This is a genomic window from Pseudarthrobacter sp. WHRI 8279 (assembly GCF_040224115.2).
In the GTDB taxonomy this organism is placed as follows: domain Bacteria; phylum Actinomycetota; class Actinomycetes; order Actinomycetales; family Micrococcaceae; genus Arthrobacter.
In genome coordinates this window covers 431,826-451,766 of record NZ_CP168162.1, presented here as the reverse complement: position 1 = coordinate 451,766, position 19,941 = coordinate 431,826, and the positions used below count along the sequence as shown (strand labels likewise).

Sequence of the window (19,941 nt, the reverse complement as noted above, 5' to 3'; positions counted from 1 at the left end):
GCCGCTACAGCTCAATCTCCACCATGCCGCCGCTGATGCGGGTGCGGAACGTTGCAATGGCCAGGCCCGGGGTGCTGAAGCATTCACCGGTTTCAAGGTCGTAGACCTCTTTGTGCAGCGGCGACGCGATAGTGGGGCGCTCGCCCCGGGAGCCGAGGATTCCGCGCGCCATGACATGGGCTCCGGTGGCAGGGTCCTCGTGCGCAACCGCGAAAACTTCGGTGGAACCGGTGCGGAAGAGGGCAATCTGGCGCCCCGCAACCAGGGCTGCCTCGCCCCAGGCGATTTCCAGGTCCTCCACCGGGCAAACGCTGTGCCAGCCGCCCGTGATCCCGGATACCGCCTCGTCAAGGCCGGCTTCGAGTGCCCCAAGTTCCAGTGTTGCCGTCATGTCCGGCTCCTCTCCCTGTGCGTGTAATCCTTCGCAGTGGGCCGCCTTTGCAGCCGTGAACCACGCTAGGCTCCGGGTGTTTCAGCGGCGTGCAGCGAATGTGTCCGGCGCGTAAAAGACACCTCACACGGCCGGAAATGCGCTCGTGATGCAGAAGTTAAGTTGACGAAACAATTGGGAAACTGAAGCGAAACTGCGTCTCCCTAGTCTGGATGGACAGCTCGACAGAGAAGGCTGCAGTTCACTGCGGCCCATGCGAAAGGCCATCAGTGACCGAACAGACTTCAAGCACAGAGACTCCGCGCCGCATCGTCGTCGCCGGCGGCGGCCCCGCGGCCCACCGTTTTGCGGACGCAATGCATGCCCGTGGCCTCGACGGCTGGCATGTCACGGTCCTCACTGAGGAAGTCCACCTTCCCTACGACCGTGTTGCCCTGTCCAAGGCGCTCACGGACAAGGACGTGGACCTTACGCTGGGCAGTGCGTCCATGTGGGACCACCCTTCCCTGGAGCTCAAGACCGGCGAGCGGGTGATCAGGATCAACGCCGAAGCCAAAACCGTGGAGACCGCCGCCGGCAACACCTTCGAGTATGACGAACTGGTGGTGGCCACCGGGTCGAACGCCGCCCGCCTCCCCATCCCCGGCGCCGAGCACACGCACGTCTACCGCACACTCGAAGACGTCTGGGCCATTAACCAGGCCATCGCAGGGCTGAAAGAGAAGCTGGGCCGCAAGGTCAACGCCGTCACCATCGGCGGCGGCCTGCTCGGCCTTGAATCGGCCGCCGGCACGGAACAGCTTGGTGCCAACCCGATCGTCATCGACGGTTCGCAGTGGCTCATGGCCACCCAGCTCGACGAGGGCGCAGGCCAGGCGATGGGCCGGCTCATCAAGGCCAAGGGCTTTGAAGTCCACGGCGGCGTCTTCCCGTCCGAGGTGCTCTCCGACGACGACGGCCAGGTCACCGGCGTCCTCATGGCAGACGGCCGCATCATCGAAGCGGACATGGTCATCGTGGCCATCGGCGTCCGGCCCCGGGATGAACTCTTCCGCGCCGCGGAAGGCGAAGAGCAGGTCTTCTCGCTGGGCCAGCGCGGCGGTGTGGTCATCAACGACTACTGCGCCACCGAGGTGGACGGTATCTGGGCCATCGGTGAAGTGGCCAACTTCGGCGGCATGTGCCTGGGCCTGGTTGCCCCGGCCAACACCATGGCCGAAATCGTTGCCGACCGCCTCCACGGCGGCGACGCCACCTTCCCCGGCTTCGACACCGCCACCAAGCTCAAGCTGTCCGGAGTGGACGTCGCCAGCTTCGGTGACGCCTTCGCCAAAACGGAGCATGCCCTCGAAATCGTCTACGCCGACCCCGCCCGCGGCGTGTACCAGAAGATCGTCACCACCGACGACGCCAAGACCCTCCTGGGCGGCATCTTCGTGGGCGACGCTTCACCGTACATGAGCCTGCGCCCCCTGCTGGGCCGCGAACTTCCCGCCGAGCCGGGTGCCTTCCTCAGTGCGGCCGGCGGCGGCGAAGCCCCCGAAACCGAACTGCCGGACGACGCAACGCTCTGTTCCTGCAACAACGTCACCGCCGGCAGCATCCGCGACGCCATCAACGGCTGCGGCGCTTGCGAGGGCAATGCGCCCGTCCAGGAACTGGGCGAACTGAAGGGCTGCACCCGCGCCGGGACCCAGTGCGGTTCCTGCGTGCCCATGCTCAAGAAGCTGCTCGAAACCGAGCTGACCAAGTCCGGCGTCGAGGTTTCCAAGGCCCTCTGTGAGCACATCGAACTGTCCCGCCAGGAACTCTTCGACGCCATCCGCGTCCTGGAACTGACCTCCTTCGAAGAGATCATGGCCAAGTACGGCACCGGCGCCGGCTGCGACATCTGCAAGCCGACCATCGCCAACATCCTGGCCAGCCAGAACAGCGCCTACGTCCTGGATGCCGGCCGCGGCACCCTGCAGGACACCAACGACCGCGCCCTGGCCAACATGCAGAAGGACGGCACCTACTCGGTGGTCCCCCGCATCGCCGGCGGCGAAATCACCCCCAAGAAGCTCGGCGTGATCGCCGCCGTCGCCGAAAAGTACAACCTGTACACCAAGATCACCGGCGGCCAGCGGATCGACATGTTCGGTGCCCGGCTGGAGCAGCTGCCCGAGATCTGGAAGGAGCTGGTGGATGCCGGTTTCGAATCCGGCCAGGCCTACGGCAAGAGCCTGCGCACGGTGAAGTCCTGCGTCGGCTCCACCTGGTGCCGGTTCGGCGTCCAGGATTCGGTGGCCATGGCCATCCAGCTGGAACTGCGCTACCGCGGCCTGCGCAGCCCGCACAAGCTCAAGATGGGCGTTTCCGGCTGTGCCCGCGAATGCGCGGAAGCCCGCGGCAAGGACGTGGGCGTCATTGCCACCGCGGACGGCTGGAACCTGTACGTCGGCGGCAACGGCGGCGCCACGCCGGCCCACGCCCAGCTGCTCGCCAAGGACCTCGACGACGAAACGCTGATCAAGTACATCGACCGCTACTTCATGTACTACATCCGCACCGCCGACCGGCTGCAGCGCACCGCACGGTGGCAGGAAGAGCTCGACGGCGGCATTAAGCACGTCGAGGACGTGGTGGTCAAGGACACCCTGGGCATCGCCGCGGACCTTGAGGCTGCCATGGCCAAACACGTGGATACCTACATCGACGAATGGGCAGACACCTTGAAGGACCCCGAGCGGCTGCGCCGCTTCCGTTCCTTCGTCAACGCGCCCGACCAGAAGGACGATTCCATCACCTTCGTCCCCGACGAGCGCGGCCAGATGCGCCCGGCAACGCCCGAAGAGAAGGGGAAAGTCCTCATCGGAGCTTCCATCCCGGTCCGCCCCGGCACGCCGGAACCCATCAGGAACGAGGTATAGGCATGCAGCTCAGTATCGATCTCACCGGCCGCGAAGTACTGGTGACGGGCTCGGACCATGCCGCCCGCCAGGCGGTCCGCCGCTACGAAGCCGCGGGCGCCGTCGTCTACCGCCTCAGCACTCCGCAGGGCGCAGCCCACGACGGTCCCCTGCCCGAACGCCCCTTCCTGGTTGCCGCGGTGGAGGACGGACAGCCCGGCTGGGATTCCCTCCTTGGCCGGTGCAGGGATACCGGAATTCCGGTGGCTGCGGAGCCCGCCGCCGGCGCCCCGGGGCACGTCACCCTGGTAGGCGGCGGCCCCGGCACCACCGAGCTCCTGACCGTGGCCGCCGTCAAGGCACTCCGCGACGCCGACGTGGTGTTCTATGACCGGCTCGCCCCGTACCAGGAACTTCCGTCGCTCACCTCAGGTGAACTGGTGGACGTAGGCAAGAAGCCCGGCCACCACAAGGTAAGCCAGGGCGACATCGAGAAGCTGATGGTCGAAAGCGCCCTGGCCGGCAACAACGTGGTCCGGCTCAAGGGCGGGGACCCCTACGTCTTCGGCCGCGGCGGAGAGGAAGTTGCCGCCTGCGTGGCCGCCGGCGTCAAGGTCCGTGTCATCTCCGGCGTCACCAGCGCCATTTCCGTCCCCGCCGCCGCAGGCATCCCCGTCACCCACCGGGAAGTCAGCCACATGTTCACCGTGGTGTCCGGCCACGCCCCGCTGACCGAAAAGGAGCACCAGCACCTTGCCGGCCTGGGCGGAACCATCGTGGTGCTGATGGGCATCGGAACGCTTCACCAGCTCGCCGCCGGTCTCCGCCGGGCCGGAATGCGGGCTGACATGCCCATGGCCGTAGTGGAGCGGGGCTACCGTCCCGGCCAGCGCACCACCATCGCGGATCTTGGCACCATCGCCTCCGCCGCTGCCGGATGCAGCAACCCCGCCGTGCTGGTAATCGGCGAGGTGGTCCGGGTGGCTGAAGCCAACCGCGGGCATGCCGAGGCCGCAGCCGACCTGGACAGGCTGGCGGCCTCGCTGCTGGGTTCGTGAAAGGATTGACCCCCATGACTGCACTTGCACCGGCCGAACCACCGCAGGTCGTACAAACGCCTGAGGAAGCACCTGAGGCCGCAGAGGCTCCACTGGAGGGTTTCCGCATTGGTGTCACCTCGCACCGGCGCTCCCAGGACCTGATCGAGGCGCTGGAACGCCGCGGAGCGGAAGTGCTGCACGCGCCCGCCCTGAAGATTGCGCCCGTGCAGGAGGACATGCGGCTCATCGAGGACACCAGGGCCATCATCGCGGCCAGGCCGGACCTCTGTATTGCCACCACAGCGTACGGGATGCGGCGCTGGTGCGAGGCCGCGGATTCATTCGGTATCGGAGAGCAGCTCCTCGAGACCCTGGGCGCCTGCCGGATGTTCGTCCGCGGGCCCAAGGCACGCGGTGCGGTGCGCGCCGCCGGCCTCGCCGACGTCGGAATCAGCAGCGACGAAACCACCGCGACACTGGTGGACATGCTGCTGGCCGAGGGCGTGCGCGGCAAAACCGTTGCCGTGCAGCTGCACGGCTACACCGACGTCCGTCAGCTGGAGCGCCTGCGCATGTCCGGTGCCACCGTCCTGACAGTCACGCCGTACCGCTGGGTAAAGCCCGACGGCGAGGACCGGCTCCCCCGGCTGATCGAGGCGGCTTGCAGCGGGAACCTGGACGTCCTCACCTTCACCAGCGCCCCTGCGGTGGATGCCATGTGGAGCACCGCTCACGAAATGGGCGTCTACAAGCAGCTGATCGAGAGCCTGAAGACCAACGTCACCACGGCAGTGGTGGGTCCGGTCACGGCGCAGCCCCTGCTGGACGCAGGCGTGACGCCGCTGATCCCTGAACGCTTCCGGATGGGTGCGCTGATCCGGCTGGTGTGTGAGCACCTCGCCCTCAACCACGTGCGCCGGCTGGACACCCGTTCCGGCAGCATTGAGCTGCGCGGCCGCAGCCTGCGCATCAACGGGCAGGCCGTGGAACTGGCCCCTGCGCCGCTGCTGCTGCTTCGTGCCCTGCTGGGCGCCGGCGGCGCAGTCCTGTCCCGCGAATCGCTGTCCGACCTGTTGGAACTGCGGGGGTCCGTCCACGCCCTGGACATGACCGTCAGCCGTCTCCGCTCCTCCCTGCCTGATGGCCGCCTGGTGGAGACGGTGGTGAAGCGCGGATACCGTATCCGCGTCTAGCGGTCCCGGAACAGGCGGCACCACAGCGCAAATGTGTCGGCCGGCTGGCGGATGAGAGCCAAGTCACGGGTTCTGTTACCGGCCGGTAAACACTGGCGAACACGGGGCCTCGAAACAGCAACTGCCGGGAAACACGCCGGAAAAAGCGCGGGCCTACGCTGGGTTCCATCACGAAGTTCCGGCCGCTCCCGGCCGCCAGCGAAAGGGCCAGCACATGTCCGCTCCGGCACCCTCCACGTCCACCTCCTCCGCCACCCGCATCGTCATTGCAGGGGCGGGTCCTGCTGCCCAGGCGCTTGTCAGCCAGCTGGACCGGGCCCGTTTCACCGGCACCATCACTGTGCTGAGCAACCGGGACGACACCCCTGAGGAACTGCTGGATCTGGCGCTGCTGCCGCAGGTCTCGGTCCGGTTCGGCCAGCCCGCCAGCCACATCGACGCCGTCAACCGCACCGTGGCCACTGCGGACGGCATGGAATTCGCCTACGACCAGCTGGTCATCGCCACCGGGTCGGCACCCGTGGCCAGTCCGGTGGAGGGGGCGGGCGCGTGCCTGAGCTACTCCACCATCGATGACGCCGCCCGCATCGGGGAGGCCGTCAGCGAGGTAGCCAGGGAGCTGGGCCGCCGGCCCTTGGGAATCCTGGTGGGCAACGGCACGGCGGCCGGCCAGGCCGAGGCCGTGCTCCGCGCCCAGGGTGTCCGCCCGGTCCGCACCACGGCCCGCCCCGCGGCGGTCGTTCCCGGCACGTCCGGGTCCGGCTTTGCTGCGTCCGCTGTGATCTTCGAGGACGGCAGCAGCATGAACGGTGACCTGGTGGTCCTGGCCGAGGAGCGGGTCTCGCGGGACGGACTGGCCGCCAGCGCCGGCCTGCGGACGGCACCCAGCGGAGGGATCGTCATCACCCAGGACTTCCGGACGTCAGTCCCCGGCATCTGGGCCCTCGGTGACGCCGCAGCGTTCGACGGCGTGCGGCTGGGCCTGCTGGTTGCCGCGGCTTCTGCTGCGGGCGCCTGCGCCACGCAGCTGCTGACCGCCGCCTCGGCTGCCGTCCCCCTGCAGGCTGCCGCCTGAGCCGATACAACGCGGCGGCCACTTACCGCCCCGGGGCCGCTCCGGTCGCGGGCCCGGGCCCAAGGCCTTGCTGTGGCAAGATGGTTCCGAAACGAGTCATGGGCGTTACAACGCCCGGCCCACAGGCCCCTGGAGAGGACCACCATGAGCAACGAAGCCACCCCTTCCGTTCAGACTGCAGCCACCGGCACCGCAGGTTCCAGCGCCATAGCGTCCTACATCGACCACACGCTGCTGAAGCCTGAGGCCGGGGAAGCGGACGTCCTCAAGGTCTGCGCCGAAGCGGCGGAATACGGTTTCAAGTCCGTCTGCGTCAACCCCATCTGGGTCAAAACCGTCAAGACCGCACTGAGGGGCACCGGCGTCCTCACCTGCTCGGTAGTGGGGTTCCCCCTGGGTGCCACCCCTACGGACGTCAAGACCTTCGAAGCCCGCGGCGCGGTCCTGGACGGGGCCGACGAAGTGGACATGGTCATCAACATCGCCGCTGCCCGGGCGGGGGACAAAGGCGCGCTTGTCGAGGACATCTCCGCCGTGGCCGAGGCGGTGCACGCCAGCGGCGCGATCCTGAAGGTCATCATTGAAACCGCGCTGCTCACCGACAGCCAGAAGGTCACGGCCTGCGAGGCAGCCGTAGAAGCCGGAGCGGACTTCGTGAAGACCTCCACCGGGTTCAACGGCGGGGGTGCAACGGCGGAGGACATCGCCCTGATGCGCTCCACGGTGGGCCCGGGCCTGGGCGTCAAGGCCTCCGGCGGGGTACGGTCCCTGGCTGACGCGCAGGCTATGATTGCAGCAGGTGCAACACGTATTGGTGCCAGCTCCGGAATTGCCATTGTCAAGGGTGAACAGGGTTCATCGTCGTACTGACGGCACCGGAAGCCGCCACAGATTGAGCCCCGCGGGGCCGAGGAGGAACTATGTCCAGCAAGATCACGGCGTCCAGCCAGGGCTCATCTGCCCAGGAAGGCACCATCCAGACCCCGCAGAACGAGAACAAGCTCGGCACGAGCGTCCTCCTTTTTGTGATCATGATCGCGCTGTTCCTGGGAGCCGTGTACTCCCTCTCCTTCCTGACGCTGGACAACCCCTGGCCCATGGCAGTCTGCATCGGCCTGTTCGCCCTTGCCTTCTGGATTCCGCAGAGCATCCTGGGCCGCTCGGACTCCGCCGGCGAACACTAGGCCCAACCACGTAGCGCCAAGTGTCGTTATGAAGGCCACAACGACACTTGGTGGTAACCAGTTGGGATGGTGAACCACAAAGAACCCTTGGACTGTTCAGTCCAAGGGTTCTTTTCTGCTTTCAGAACCAGACGCGGGCCCACGCCACGGCGGCATCGGCGGCGCTGCCCCAGTGCGCATGCGCTACGGACCAGGCGGCCATGCTCAGGCCCACCATGGCGTAGGCACTCACCGGAATCAGGACAAGCCACTCGCGTTTGGACCCGCCCCGTCCCAGCAGCGGAAGGGACAGCGCCCCGTTGGGCCGCCACACCTGGCGCAGCAGCGGCACCCGCCGCAGGGGTTTCGGCGGCCGGACCACCAGCGGCCACAGCAGGGGCACGCCGCCTGTGGTGACCAAGTCACCCACAATATGGACCACCACACCGGTCAGCATGGAGACCGGAAGCCAGGTCCATTGGTCCGGCGCGAACCAGGTGACCAGCCCCGCCATGGTCAGCGCGAAGATCCAGTTGCTGATGAAGCCCGCCTTGGGAAAAAGCTTCAGGGCCTTCGCCGCGATGTTGATCATGAACATGCACAGCAGCCCTGCCCCCACAGACAGCAGCCCCCACTCCGTCTCAAGCTGGACCTGGCCAGCCAGGGTGGCCAGCAGGACAAAGAACGCCGCCCCGAGGACGGAGTGCGTGCCCTGGCGGTGCCCGCCGCTGGCATTTTCGATCCCCACGGCAATCATGTTGGACAGCGGCGGCAGGGAGTTTGCAACCGTACTGTGCCGGTGGTCCCAGTCGCAGACCAGGGCTGTTCCCGCCGTTGCCATTCCACCAATCAGGATCCCGGTGGCGTCCAGCGGGTACCAGCCCAGCGTGTACGGGCCCGTCGAGGCAATAGCTACCCACGCCGCGGCTCCCGACGCGGCGTGGTGTCCCCCCATCACCCCCTAGCTGCTGACTGCGGGAGCAGCGAGCGGAGCATCAGCGAAGATGTTCCGGATCACGCCGTTGGCCCACTCCAGGATTTCCGCGTCCTGCAGGTCCCGCCCGCCGATCCTTGCCGTCTTGGGCTTGGGGATCAGCACGGCATCGAGCGCCGGCTTGGACTGGGACCCCGGGTACATCCTGTTAAGCCGCATGACCTTCGATTCCGGCAGGGTGGCCGGCGAGAACTTGATGAAGTTGCCCTGCAGGGCCACATCGGACAGGCCGGCCTCACGGGCGCCCACACGGAAGCGGGCAACGGACACAAGGTTCTGGGCCGGCAGCGGCGGCTCTCCGTACCGGTCCACCAGTTCGGCGAGGACTTCGTCGATGGCCTCGTTGGTGAGCGCAGCCGCGAGCTTCCGGTAGGCCTCCAGGCGCAGCCGCTCCCCCGGCACGTAGTCGTGCGGAAGGTGCGCATTGACCGGCAGTTCGATCTTCATCTCCGCTGCCTTTTCCTCGGCCTCGCCGCGGAAGTCCGCCACGGCCTCGCCCACCAGCCGGATGTACAGATCGAATCCGACGCCCTGGATGTGGCCGGACTGTTCGCCGCCCAGCAGGTTGCCGGCACCACGGATCTCCAGGTCCTTCATGGCCAGCTGCATGCCCGCGCCCAGCTCATTGTGCGTGGCCACGGCCTTGAGCCGTTCCAGTGCCACCTCACCCAGCGGCTTCTCCGAGGGGTAGAGGAAGTAGGCGTAGGCGCGTTCACGCCCGCGGCCCACGCGCCCGCGCAGCTGGTGCAGCTGTGACAGGCCGTATTTGTCAGCGCCGTCCACGATCAGGGTGTTGGCGTTGGAGATGTCCAGCCCGGTTTCGATGATGGTGGTGCACACCAGGACGTCAAAGCGCTTTTCCCAGAAGTCCACGATGATCTGTTCCAGGCGGCTCTCGGACATCTTGCCGTGCGCCACCTCCACGCGGGCCTCGGGCACCAGTTCGCGGATCTTTGCAGCCGTCCGTTCAATGGTGGATACCCTGTTGTGGACGAAGAAGACCTGGCCCTCGCGCATCAGCTCGCGCCGGATGGCGGCGGAGGTCTGCTTGTCCGTGTAGGGGCCGACATACGTCAGGACCGGGTGCCGTTCCTCCGGCGGGGTGGCCAGGGTGGAGGTCTCCCGGATGCCCGTCAGCGACATCTCCAGCGTGCGCGGGATGGGGGTCGCGCTCATGGCGAGCACGTCCACGTTGGTGCGCATCTTCTTGAGCGCTTCCTTGTGCTCCACCCCGAAGCGCTGTTCCTCGTCCACGATCACCAGGCCCAGGTCCTTGAACTCGAAATCCTTGGACAGCAGCCGGTGTGTTCCGATCACCACGTCCACGGTGCCGTTCTTGACGCCTTCGGCTGTCTCCTTGGCCTCCTTGGACGCCTGGAACCGGGACAGCGGCTTCACGCGCAGGGGGAAGCCGGAGAACCGCTCGGTGAACGTTTCGTAGTGCTGCTGGGCCAGCAGCGTGGTGGGCACCAGCACGGCCACCTGTTTGCCGTCCTGGACTGCCTTGAACGCGGCCCGCACGGCGATCTCCGTCTTGCCGTAGCCCACATCGCCGGAGACCAGCCGGTCCATGGGGATCTCGCGCTCCATGTCCGCTTTGACCTCGTTGATGGTGGTCAGCTGGTCCGGCGTCTCCACGTAGGGGAAGGCTTCCTCCAGTTCCCGCTGCCAGGGGGTGTCAGGACCGAACGCATGCCCGCGGGACGCCATCCGGGCCGAGTACAGGCGGATGAGTTCGCCGGCGATCTCCTTGACGGCCTTGCGTGCCTTGGACTTGGTGCTGGCCCAGTCCGCGCCGCCCATCTTGCTCAGGACGGGGGTGTCGCCGCCCACGTAGCGGGTCACCTGGTCCAGTTGATCCGTGGGAACGAACAGCCTGTCCCCCGGCGCTCCGCGCTTGGACGGTGCATACTCCAGCACCAGGTACTCGCGCACCCCGTCGCCGCCACCGGCGACCTTCCTCTGGATCAGCTCCACGAACTTGCCGATGCCATGCTGCTCATGCACCACGTGGTCTCCGGCCACGAGCTGCAGCGGGTCCACGGCGTTGCGCCGCTTGGACGGCATCCGCCGCATGTCCTTCGTGGAACCGGCAGAGGTCCGGCCCAGCAGGTCGGCTTCGGTGAGGAGGCCCAGCTTGAGCCCGTCCAGGACAAAACCGCGTCCGACGGCGGCAGTAGTCACCTCGATGATGCCCGCCTGGGGCTCGTGGTCCAGGCTGTCCACCCGGGCGCAGGGGATGTCGTTCTCGTGGAACAGCTCTGCCAGGCGCTGGGCCGGACCGGAACCTTCCGTGGCGACGACGATCCGCCACTGGTCCCGGACATGGGAGCCGATGAAGTCCATCATCTCGGCCACATCGCCCTGGTAGCCCCTCGGTTCCCGCGCATGCAGGTTGAGGACGTCGATGTCCGGCAGCAGTTCCTCGTCCTGCGCCAGCGAGGTGATGGACCACCAGGACACCCCGTGCTCCAGGGAGGAGCTGCGCGTTTCCGTCAGGGACCGGAAGCTGGCGGAATGGAGCGCGGCACTGGCTTGGGAGCTCAGATCCAAAGGTGCCGTCCCGCCGTCGGACGCCGTGGACCACGCCGCCTCCAGGAACTCCTCGTTGGTGGCCGCGAGGTCGTGGGCACGGGTGCGGACCTTTTCCGGTTCAACAACCACCGAGATGGAGCCTGCCGGCAGCTGCTCCACGAACGGGACCATGGAGTCCACCAGCACCGGCGCCAGGGATTCCATGCCCTCCACGGCGATCCCGCCGGCGATCTTTTCCAGCATGTCGGCCGCGGCCGGGAGCTGCGCCTTGAGGGTGGCTGCCCGGGACATCACGGACGGGGTGATGAGGATCTCGCGGCAGGGCGGCGCGTGCAGCTCGGTGGGGTGGTGCAGCCCGGGCGAGGACAGCGAGCGCTGGTCTGCCACGGCGAACCAGCGCATCTGGTCCACTTCGTCACCAAAGAACTCCACCCGGATGGGGTGGTCCTCGGTGGGCGGAAAGACGTCGATGATCCCGCCGCGGACGGCAAATTCACCGCGGTGCGTCACCATGTCCACCCGGGCGTAGGCTGCGTCGGACAGGCTCCGCACAACCTCGGTGAAGGGCCGTTCCTGGCCCACCTTCAAGGTGACCGGGACAAGCTCACCGAGGCCTGCAACCACCGGCTGGACCACGGCGCGCACGGGAGCCACCACAATCCGGAGCGGGCCCGCCGTCGAGGTTTCAGGATGCGCCAGGCGGCGCAGCACCGACAGGCGCCGGCCTACGGTGTCCGAACGGGGCGAGAGGCGCTCGTGGGGCAGCGTCTCCCAGCTGGGAAACTCGGCCACGCAGTCGGCTGGCAGGTACGCCCGCAGCGCGGCCGTCAGGTCCTCAGCCTCCCGGCCCGTGGCGGTGACGGCAAGGACCACACCCGACCCGCCGGCGTCGTCCCCGGCTCCGGAGGCGGCAATGCCGTCCGCCATCTCAGCAAGAAGCACCGCCCGCAGCCCGGCGGGCGCGCTGATCTGGTAATCCTGGCCGCGGACCGCGAACCCGCGGGCAGCCTCGACGCGGACGCGCGCGAAGGTCTGGTCCGCGGCAAGTGCGCGGCGCAGACCGTCCAGCGAGGGGCCGTGATTGGACTGGCCGGGAAGGCTCATGGCAGAAGCTCCTGTGGTGTTACGGAAAGCAGGCAACGCGAAAACCCGAAATTCGCTGCGAATCCCGGGTAAACCCAGCCTACCGCGCAGCTCCGACAAAGCGTGCTGGCTCAAGACTGGCACTCTCGCACAGGGCTGGCACTCTGGCGCGGGCTAGGCTGGCAGTGACGGACAAGACAGGCAGCTGAAGCCGGCGGCAGTCTGCGCAAGCAGCAGCCGTCCAGACCGCGGGCCGCTCCGAATGGCCTGTGGACGATAAGGAGCCACCATGACTGAAACCAGCAGCACCCCGCGGAAATCCAGGACTGTCCTGGTCACCGGAGCCACCGGCTACATTGGGGGCCGGCTTGTGCCCAAGCTCCTGGAGGCCGGCCACACGGTCAAAGTCCTGGTGCGCTCCCCGGACAAGATCGCCGGGGTGCCGTGGCGGGACGATGTGGAGGTTGTGGAAAGCAGCCTTGACGACGGCGGTGCCCTGCGGGAGGCGCTGGGCGGCGTTGACGTTTTTTACTACCTGGTGCATTCCATGGCGGCCGGGTCCGGATTTGAAGCCAAGGAGCAGGCCATGGCCCGGACGGCGGCGGAAGCCGCTGCTGCTGCGGGGGTCGGCAGGGTTGTCTACCTCGGGGGGCTGCACCCCACGGGTGTCGAGCTGTCCACCCATATGCGTTCCCGGGAAGCGGTGGGGAAAGTCTTCCTGGACAGCCCGGTGGATGCCATCGTGTTCCAGGCCGGCGTGGTGATCGGCTCAGGCTCTGCGTCCTTCGAAATGATCCGCCACCTTTCCGAGACGCTGCCGCTCATGCCGGCACCCAGCTGGGTCCGCAACCGGATCGAAGCCATCGCGGTGCGGGACGTCCTCTACTACCTGGTCTCGGCGGCGTCCCTGGAAGGACCGATCAACCGCACGTTCGATATCGGCTGCCGGCAGGTCCTCACCTATGCAGGGATGATGAAGGAGTACGCCGCCGAAGCCGGCCTCCCCTACCGCGTGGTGCTGGCGCTTCCCGTCCCGGCGCCCAAGCTTGCCGGCATGTGGGTGGCGCTCACCACCCCCATCCCCTTATCCATGGCCGTACCGCTGGTCCAGTCCCTCCAGCACGATGCCGTGTCCGACGAGCACGACATCGACCAGTACATCCCGCAGCCCGACGGCGGACTGACCACCTACCGCACGGCGGTGGCCCTGGCCCTTGGCAAGGAACGCGACGGCCAGGTGCAAACGACGTGGGCCAATGCCGGGGCGGCTTCGGATCCCCTGCCCAGCGACCCCGAGTGGGCCGGGCACAAGGTCTACATCGACGAACGGACTTTCCACGGAGATGTGGACCCGGCCCATGTGTGGACGGTGATCGAGGGCATCGGCGGGCGGAACGGGTGGTACTCCCTTCCCCTGGCGTGGCAGGTCCGCGGCTGGCTGGACAAGCTGACCGGCGGAGCCGGGCTGCTCCGCGGACGGCGGCATCCCCACACCCTGGCCACCGGGGAGGTTGTTGACTGGTGGCGTGTGGAACGGATAGACCGCGGGAAGCTGCTGCGGCTGCGGGCAGAAATGCGCGCTCCGGGGCGTGCCTGGCTGGAGCTCTCCGTAGAGCCCGACGGAACCGGGAGCCGCTACCGCCAGCGTGCAATCTTCTTCCCCAAAGGGCTCAGCGGAAGGCTGTACTGGCTCGCCGTGCTGCCCTTCCACAGCCTGATCTTCCCCGCCATGGCCCGGAACATCACCAGCGCCGCCCAAAAGATCGTGGATGCGGAGCACGCAGAACAAAGCCCGTAGGATGTGTGGAGTTAAAACCGTTCCGCACGTCCCAGGAGGACACATGGCCCTGAGCGCAACCACCACCCTTCCGCACTCCGTCGACAACGTCGCAGCTGTCCTGGTGAACGAGGACTTCCAGCGCCACGTCAGCCAGCTCGTGGGCGGCTCGCTGGAATCGTTCACCGTGGATGGAGACGTTGCCGGAGCTTTCAGCGCCACTTCGGTACGGACCCTGCCCACCACCCGCCTTCCAGAGATTGCCCGGAAGTTCGTGGGTGAGCAGCTCAAGGTGACCCAGGTGGAGCACTGGGACGCTCCGGCTGCTGACGGCTCCCGCCAGAGCAACATCTCGCTGAAGATTGCCGGCGCCCCCGTTGACGTCACCGCCGTGCAGCGGCTCGTGGCTGCCGACGGCGGCACCCGCGTCGAGCTTGAGGGCGCCGTAAAGTCCTCGGTGCCGTTCCTTGGCGGGAAGATCGCTGATGCCGCAGAGCCGATGGTTGCCAAGGCCCTGAACCTCCAGGCCAAGCAGGCACAGGCCTGGCTGGAAAGCCACTAACCCGTGGAACTGCCCGGTTTCGCTTCACTGGTCCTGATCATCGCGGGAGTCTGGTCCCTGGTGGTCTGGCCGCAGTTCCTGCGCCGCGTCATGAAGGATCCGCGTGCCCGGGACTCCGCGGGAAAGGCCACCAGGTTCCTGACAGTCCATGTGGTGCTGGTCAGCATCTCCATGGTGCTGGGCGCCGCCACGGCCGTCATTGGCGTTATGGCGCTGGCCGGCTAAGCGGCCTGCACTGCCAGCAGGAAAGCGCTGTACGAATTAGGTGCAAGATGAAGGCCCTCGTCCCGCCGGGAGGAGGGCCTTCATTGGTTCTTATCACCCCGGGGAGGAATGCCCTCAGGGGTCAGGCAGCCTGGTTGAGCGCGTCCTCCGCGGCAACCCAGGAAATCATGGCGCACTTGACGCGGGCCGCATAGCGGGCCACCCCTTCAAATGCCGCCGCATCCCCCAGCAGGTCAGGATCCGCGGAGACCTTCCCGCGTGAGCGCAGGACTTCACGGAAGCTGTCAATGGCCTTGTGCAGCTCCGCCACCGTCATCCCCTCGGCCATTTCACTGAGCACCGAGGCGGACGCCATGGAGATGGAGCATCCCGCCCCGTCCCACGCCACCTGGGCCACTTTTCCGTTCTCAACCGCGACCCTCAGCGTGACTTCGTCCCCGCACACAGGGTTGAGCTGGTGCGACTGGCCGGTGTTCGCGCCCTCAGGCGCCTCTGTCCCCGCAAGGCCGCTGCCGTGCCGGGCCTTGGAGTGGTCCAGGATGATCTGCTGGTACAGCTGGTCAAGGCTCATAGTGTTACCTTCGGTCTTCCCTGCTAGGCGCGGAAATAAGCCCGCACGCCGGCGACGGCATCCAGGAACTGGTCGATGTCGTCCGTGGTGTTGTACAGGTAGGCGCTAGCTCTGGTAGTGGCGGTCAGCCCCAGCCTGCGGTGCAGCGGCTGGGCGCAGTGGTGGCCCACGCGCACGGCGATGCCCCGCGAGTCAAGGAACTGGCCCACGTCATGGGCATGAACACCCTCGACGTCGAAGGCGGCAAGCCCGATCCGCTCCTGGCCGGCGGCGGGCCCCAGGACCCGGATTCCCGGAATCGACTCCAGCCCCGCAACCATGCGCTGGCCGAGCCCTGACTCCCACTGGTGGATACGGTCCAGGCCCGTCTCCGTCAGGTAGTTCGCCGCTGCAGCCAGCGCCACAGCCTGGGAAATCCGCTGCGTACCTGCTTCGAAGCGCTGGGGCGCGGGAAGATACTCAGCGCGTTCCATGGTGACCGTGGTGATCATGGAGCCGCCGGTGAGGAAGGGCGGCAGGATGTCCAGCAGTTCCTGCTTACCGTACAAGACCCCGATGCCCGTGGGGGCAAGCATCTTGTGGCCGGAAAACACAGCAAAGTCGACGCCGAGTCCCTTGACGTCCAGGGGAAGGTGCGGGGCTGACTGGCACGCGTCCAGGACCACCAGCGCGCCGGCTTTCCGGGCCAGTCCCACGAGCTCCGCTACGGGGTTGATTGTCCCCAGCACGTTTGAAGCGTGGGTGAACGCCAGCACACGCGTCCGGCTCCCGATGATGTCCCCGGCCTGGTCCATGCGGAGTGACCCGGCGTCGTCCACAGGGATGTAGCGCAGGATGGCACCGGTACGGAACGCCAGTTCCTGCCAGGGAATCAGGTTGGCGTGGTGCTCCATCTCCGTCACCACAATTTCATCGCCCGGGTTCAGGGCAAGCTCCTTCAGCCGGGCATCCCCCCTGCCCTGGGCAGCCCACAGGCCGGCGTTGGACAACGCATAGCTGATCAGGTTCAGGCCCTCAGTGGCGTTTGAGGTCCAAATCGTTTCCGCGTAGTCAGCGCCGATAAAGTCCGCGACGGTCTGCCGGGCATCCTCGAACACCTCGGTGGCCTCCACGGCAAGATGGTGTGCGCCCCGGTGCACCGCCGCATTGCGCTGCTCATAGAACTCCTGCTCGGCTTCAATGACGCTCAGGGGGTTCTGGGAGGTAGCTCCGGAATCGAGGTAGACCAGCGGCTGGCCATTGACCAGCTGGTCCAGGACCGGGAAATCGTTGCGGATGCGGAGCACCTCGGCGTTATCCATGACCGGCAGGGCGCGCTCCAGCGTGGGCGGCGTTGATACTACGGCCAAGACGTACTCCTTGAGATGCCAACCATGACACTCAATTGTCCCACAGCACGGCTGTGGCGGCCGCCCGGGAGGGGCAGCCGCCACGTCCGCTCCGGGCTTCAGCCCCGCGGATTGGAGGGCCGGCGACGGCTGGGGGGAGAGTCTCGGTCTCAGAAGACTCTGACGTCGCCGGCCCCGTCTGGCCCGGTCACCTTGACCGGAAGCTTGCGAGACCTTGAACTTCTCAGGCGTGGTTTGCGGCCTCTTTACGGCCGCTTTTTTCACTTCCTTAAGTAAAGCCCGCGGGGTCCGGACATACACGAGTAGGGAGTACTCGAATTCCCTGGCGGGGTACTACCGGGACCGGGGGCTGATACCCGGTGGGGCTTTCTCACGAACCGCGGGCAGGCTGTGATCAGCAGCTCGGAAAGGGCAGGAGGAAGGTGGCTGAGTCCGCTGGAGCAGTCTGGAGTTAGCGAAGCCCTCGTCCTGCTACTTGGGAAGCGCCGAGTCCAGCTCGTCCCGGCTGCGCACGCCGAGCTTTACGTAGGTGCGGTAAAGGTGTCCCTCAACCGTCCGGACGGAAACCATGAGCCGCTGGGCGATCTCGCGGTCCGTGAGCCCCTGCACTGCGAGCTCAACGATGTCCTGTTCTCTGCGGGTGAGATGGACTGCGGGGGCCGCGGCAATGAACCGGCCCTCCCGGAAACGCTCGCCGAGTTCGTGGTCACACTTTTCGCGCTGGGCAACGGCCTGCCGGGAGCGCCGCCGCTCCCCAGCCTGCTCCAGCACCGTGCTGGCACGGGCATAGGCCTCGCGGGCAAGGTTTACGAAGCCGGATTCCTCCAGGGCGGCGGCCGTTCCCATCAGGGCATCGCCATCCGCTGCCTCCCAATCGGCAGCCAGCTTCAGCATTGCCGCGGCCCAGCGGCCCTCTACGCCGCGGGCCGCGTTTTGCACCATGGGGATCACCGATGCATCCCCCAGGTCCCAGAGCAGCGACAGGAGCTCCAGCAGGGTGCCGGCCCTTGACGAGGCCTCCGTGGTGGTCGCCAGGGTATGGAGGGCGGCGAGGCCCTTGCCGTCGCGGGCCAGGTACTCTGAAGCGGCCGCACCGTAGGCGCCCGCCAGAAGGTCATGGGCGGGGCCTCCTGCCACCGCGTCCTTGCAGTCCTGTTCCAGCCGCTTTGCCTGGGCAGTGTCACCGAGCCGCGCGGCAACGTAAAAGCCGAGGGCCGAACCGAAGCGGAACAGCTGCAGTGGATCGCTGAGCCTGAGCGCTTCCACCGCTGGCAGCAGCAGCTGGTAGGCCCGCTCCATCCGGCCCTGCCGCAGCATTGAGTAGCCGCGAAGCACCTGCAGGCTGCCGTTGAACGTCCCGGTCCCGGCGGCATGTCCTGCCGCATAGCTTTCGAGTTCACGCTCCGCGGATTCCCACTCCCCCATGGCAAGGTAGCCAATGACCAGCCGCCCCAGGACGAACTCGGAGTAGAAGAACAGGTCGTCCTCCAGCGTCGGCAGCTCGGAAGCTGCAAGCAGCGCAGCGTCGAGCCCTTCCGCGGGCCGGCCGGCCGCGGCAAGGGCATGCGCCAGGAGCGCCTCGCCGATGGCTTTCAAAGGCTCGCCGGTTTTTCCCGTGGAGCTGTGGCTCCTGAGGTCCGCCACCCGGCTGGAAAGGGCCGGCACGTTGACGTCCGCGCCGGACTGCAGCAGCTGCAGCAGATCTTCCTGCCCTACACGTAATGCCTCCGGCAACCCTTGGTTGTGCTCCCGCACGTCCTCGGCCAGGGCAGCCGGGGGACGGCCTGTTGCCTGGTGGGCCGACGCCCGCAGCAGCAGGACCGAAGGGCCCTGGGGGCCTCCCGCCAGCTGCAGCCAGCTGTCGTCAAGCAGCGCGGCGGCTTCGGCGTAGGCGCCCTCGTTGTAAAGGGCGCGCGCCTGCACGGCGTGCGCAAGGTGCACAAGATCGCCGTCCTGCACCTTGGCAGCGATGGATCGCGCGCTGTGGTTCCGGAAGCGGGCCAGTGCTTCGCGCGCGGCGTCCAGCATGTCGGCGTCGGACACACGGAGGCCGCACTCAAGCGACCACTCCACGAACCGCAGCCGGCTTTCCCCGCGAAGGGCGGCTGGGTCCTGGTGCTCCCGGATTTTTTCCAGCAGCTGCAGGCTCCGGGAAACCGAGATGGTGTTCCGGATGGCCTTTGCGAACAGCCCGTTCCAAATGGTGAGTTCGGAGGGGACGCCGGAGTTTTCAACAACCATCTGCTGGTCCAGCAGGGAACGGACAATCGCCGCCCCGCAAATTTCCTCGATCACTTTCCGGCCCACAGGTCCGGCGAGGGCGATGAATTTCAGGGCTTCCTGTTCCTCCGGCCGCCGCCGGAGGTGATCCTTGGTGACCACAGCCGTGAGGCGGACCCCGTCCGTTGGCAAGGAGCCCAGCAGGACCCAGATTCCGTTCCGTTTGGCCAGTATCCCGGACTCGGCAGCGTCATGCAGCAGGGCATCCAGGACGCGCGGGTTGCCTCCGGAGGCGCTCCAGACGGCATCCACTGTGGCGTCAGGGACGGTGCCGTCAAGGACGTGGGCCAGGACTTCCTCGATCTGTTCCCGGTTCAGCGGGCGCAGATCCACGCGTTCGGCCAGGCCGTCGTACCAGAGCTGGTCCAGCGGTTGGGGCAAGCCCGGACGCGGCCTCGCCGCCGCCACCACTGTTGCCCAGCCAGCTGAAATCAGCTCAGCCACCACGCCGGCGGAATCCTCGTCCAGGTAATGCGCATCATCAACGATGAGCAGGACGGGCGCCCCGTTGCCGGCCTTCACTTCCTCGAAATAGCTCCACATGGACCGCAGGACGGCGACAGGAGAGACCGAATCCTCGGCGGTCAGGTCACCGGTGTACGGGGTGAGGACACCGAACGGGACCGCGGCGAGGGCGGAGCTGCCATGCATCTGCAGCACATTCATTTCCCCGGTAACCCGCTCGGCAATGGCCTCCGTGAGTGAGGATTTTCCGATGCCGGGGCCGGCCATGATGAAAACCGCCTGGCTGCTGCGGTTCCGGACCATGTTGCAGATCCGGTCCAGCGGTTCTTTCCGCCCGGTGAGGAAAC

The 19,941-nt window shown here is 67.0% G+C and carries 15 protein-coding genes; 9 read left to right on the top strand and 6 right to left on the bottom strand.

Going from position 1 to position 19,941, the window contains the following annotated elements; all coding sequences use genetic code 11:
- Positions 1-4: 4 nt before the first annotated feature.
- Entirely contained in the window at positions 5-391 is a 387-nt protein-coding gene (gene nirD, locus ABRP28_RS02055; protein WP_350003763.1) for a nitrite reductase small subunit NirD, read from the bottom strand.
- A gap of 269 nt (positions 392-660) precedes the next feature.
- Between nirD and nirB the strand changes: the two genes are divergently transcribed.
- The 6 genes from nirB (at position 661) to ABRP28_RS02025 (ending at position 7,774) form a co-directional block, all read left to right on the top strand.
- Positions 661-3,303 carry a nitrite reductase large subunit NirB gene (gene nirB, locus ABRP28_RS02050; protein WP_350003764.1) on the top strand — a complete coding sequence of 881 codons (2,643 nt, stop codon included), beginning with the start codon at positions 661-663 and terminating at the stop codon, positions 3,301-3,303.
- 2 nt (positions 3,304-3,305) lie between these two features.
- Positions 3,306-4,340: a uroporphyrinogen-III C-methyltransferase gene (gene cobA / locus ABRP28_RS02045; RefSeq protein WP_350003765.1), complete on the top strand. Its 1,035-nt coding sequence runs from the start codon at positions 3,306-3,308 to the stop codon at positions 4,338-4,340.
- Between the two features lie 14 nt (positions 4,341-4,354).
- Entirely contained in the window at positions 4,355-5,515 is a 1,161-nt protein-coding gene (locus ABRP28_RS02040; RefSeq protein WP_350003766.1) for a uroporphyrinogen-III synthase, read from the top strand.
- Positions 5,516-5,729: 214 nt separating this feature from the next.
- Positions 5,730-6,590 carry an FAD-dependent oxidoreductase gene (locus tag ABRP28_RS02035; protein ID WP_350003767.1) on the top strand — a complete coding sequence of 287 codons (861 nt, stop codon included), beginning with the start codon at positions 5,730-5,732 and terminating at the stop codon, positions 6,588-6,590.
- A 144-nt stretch (positions 6,591-6,734) separates the two neighbouring features.
- Positions 6,735-7,460: a deoxyribose-phosphate aldolase gene (gene deoC / locus ABRP28_RS02030; RefSeq protein ID WP_350003768.1), complete on the top strand. Its 726-nt coding sequence runs from the start codon at positions 6,735-6,737 to the stop codon at positions 7,458-7,460.
- Positions 7,461-7,510: 50 nt separating this feature from the next.
- Entirely contained in the window at positions 7,511-7,774 is a 264-nt protein-coding gene (locus ABRP28_RS02025; protein WP_350003769.1) for a hypothetical protein, read from the top strand.
- Positions 7,775-7,895: 121 nt separating this feature from the next.
- Here ABRP28_RS02025 and ABRP28_RS02020 read toward each other — a convergent pair whose 3' ends face one another.
- Together ABRP28_RS02020 and mfd are read right to left on the bottom strand one after the other, a co-directional pair.
- Positions 7,896-8,708, bottom strand: coding sequence for a metal-dependent hydrolase (locus ABRP28_RS02020; protein ID WP_350003770.1), 813 nt, complete (start codon positions 8,706-8,708; stop codon positions 7,896-7,898).
- 6 nt (positions 8,709-8,714) lie between these two features.
- A complete protein-coding gene (gene mfd / locus ABRP28_RS02015) occupies positions 8,715-12,386 on the bottom strand; it encodes a transcription-repair coupling factor (protein WP_350003771.1) in 3,672 nt (1,223 codons plus the stop codon).
- 268 nt (positions 12,387-12,654) lie between these two features.
- Between mfd and ABRP28_RS02010 the strand changes: the two genes are divergently transcribed.
- Genes ABRP28_RS02010 through ABRP28_RS02000 form a run of 3 tightly spaced genes read left to right on the top strand, consistent with a single transcriptional unit; the run spans position 12,655 to position 14,929 of the window.
- The gene (locus tag ABRP28_RS02010) at positions 12,655-14,163 is read left to right on the top strand and encodes an SDR family oxidoreductase (RefSeq protein ID WP_350003772.1); all 1,509 of its coding nucleotides are present in this window, start codon (positions 12,655-12,657) and stop codon (positions 14,161-14,163) included.
- Positions 14,164-14,206: 43 nt separating this feature from the next.
- Complete coding sequence (locus ABRP28_RS02005; protein ID WP_350003773.1) at positions 14,207-14,704, top strand: DUF2505 domain-containing protein; 498 nt, start codon at positions 14,207-14,209, stop codon at positions 14,702-14,704.
- A gap of 3 nt (positions 14,705-14,707) precedes the next feature.
- Positions 14,708-14,929, top strand: a complete 222-nt coding sequence (locus ABRP28_RS02000) for an SCO4848 family membrane protein (RefSeq protein WP_350003774.1) — start codon at positions 14,708-14,710, stop codon at positions 14,927-14,929.
- A gap of 121 nt (positions 14,930-15,050) precedes the next feature.
- Here the strand turns inward: ABRP28_RS02000 and sufU are convergent, their stop codons facing one another.
- The 3 genes from sufU to ABRP28_RS01985 all read right to left on the bottom strand — a co-directional run bounded on the left by sufU (position 15,051) and on the right by ABRP28_RS01985 (position 19,897).
- Positions 15,051-15,500, bottom strand: coding sequence for a Fe-S cluster assembly sulfur transfer protein SufU (gene sufU, locus ABRP28_RS01995; protein WP_350003775.1), 450 nt, complete (start codon positions 15,498-15,500; stop codon positions 15,051-15,053).
- 23 nt (positions 15,501-15,523) lie between these two features.
- A complete protein-coding gene (locus ABRP28_RS01990; RefSeq protein ID WP_350003776.1) occupies positions 15,524-16,849 on the bottom strand; it encodes a SufS family cysteine desulfurase in 1,326 nt (441 codons plus the stop codon).
- 471 nt (positions 16,850-17,320) lie between these two features.
- Positions 17,321-19,897: a helix-turn-helix transcriptional regulator gene (locus ABRP28_RS01985; protein ID WP_350003777.1), complete on the bottom strand. Its 2,577-nt coding sequence runs from the start codon at positions 19,895-19,897 to the stop codon at positions 17,321-17,323.
- Positions 19,898-19,941 lie beyond the last annotated feature (44 nt).

Bases quoted from the DNA above. Each gene is read 5' to 3' on its own strand.
- ABRP28_RS02005 (WP_350003773.1), top strand. From the start codon at position 14,207: ATGGCCCTGAGCGCAACCACCACCCTTCCGCACTCCGTCGACAACGTC.
- ABRP28_RS02020 (WP_350003770.1), bottom strand. From the start codon at position 8,708: ATGGGGGGACACCACGCCGCGTCGGGAGCCGCGGCGTGGGTAGCTATT.
- sufU (WP_350003775.1), bottom strand. From the start codon at position 15,500: ATGAGCCTTGACCAGCTGTACCAGCAGATCATCCTGGACCACTCCAAG.
- nirD (WP_350003763.1), bottom strand. From the start codon at position 391: ATGACGGCAACACTGGAACTTGGGGCACTCGAAGCCGGCCTTGACGAG.
- deoC (WP_350003768.1), top strand. From the start codon at position 6,735: ATGAGCAACGAAGCCACCCCTTCCGTTCAGACTGCAGCCACCGGCACC.
- ABRP28_RS02025 (WP_350003769.1), top strand. From the start codon at position 7,511: ATGTCCAGCAAGATCACGGCGTCCAGCCAGGGCTCATCTGCCCAGGAA.
- ABRP28_RS02010 (WP_350003772.1), top strand. From the start codon at position 12,655: ATGACTGAAACCAGCAGCACCCCGCGGAAATCCAGGACTGTCCTGGTC.
- ABRP28_RS02035 (WP_350003767.1), top strand. From the start codon at position 5,730: ATGTCCGCTCCGGCACCCTCCACGTCCACCTCCTCCGCCACCCGCATC.
- ABRP28_RS02040 (WP_350003766.1), top strand. From the start codon at position 4,355: ATGACTGCACTTGCACCGGCCGAACCACCGCAGGTCGTACAAACGCCT.
- mfd (WP_350003771.1), bottom strand. From the start codon at position 12,386: ATGAGCCTTCCCGGCCAGTCCAATCACGGCCCCTCGCTGGACGGTCTG.
- ABRP28_RS01985 (WP_350003777.1), bottom strand. From the start codon at position 19,897: ATGGTCCGGAACCGCAGCAGCCAGGCGGTTTTCATCATGGCCGGCCCC.
- cobA (WP_350003765.1), top strand. From the start codon at position 3,306: ATGCAGCTCAGTATCGATCTCACCGGCCGCGAAGTACTGGTGACGGGC.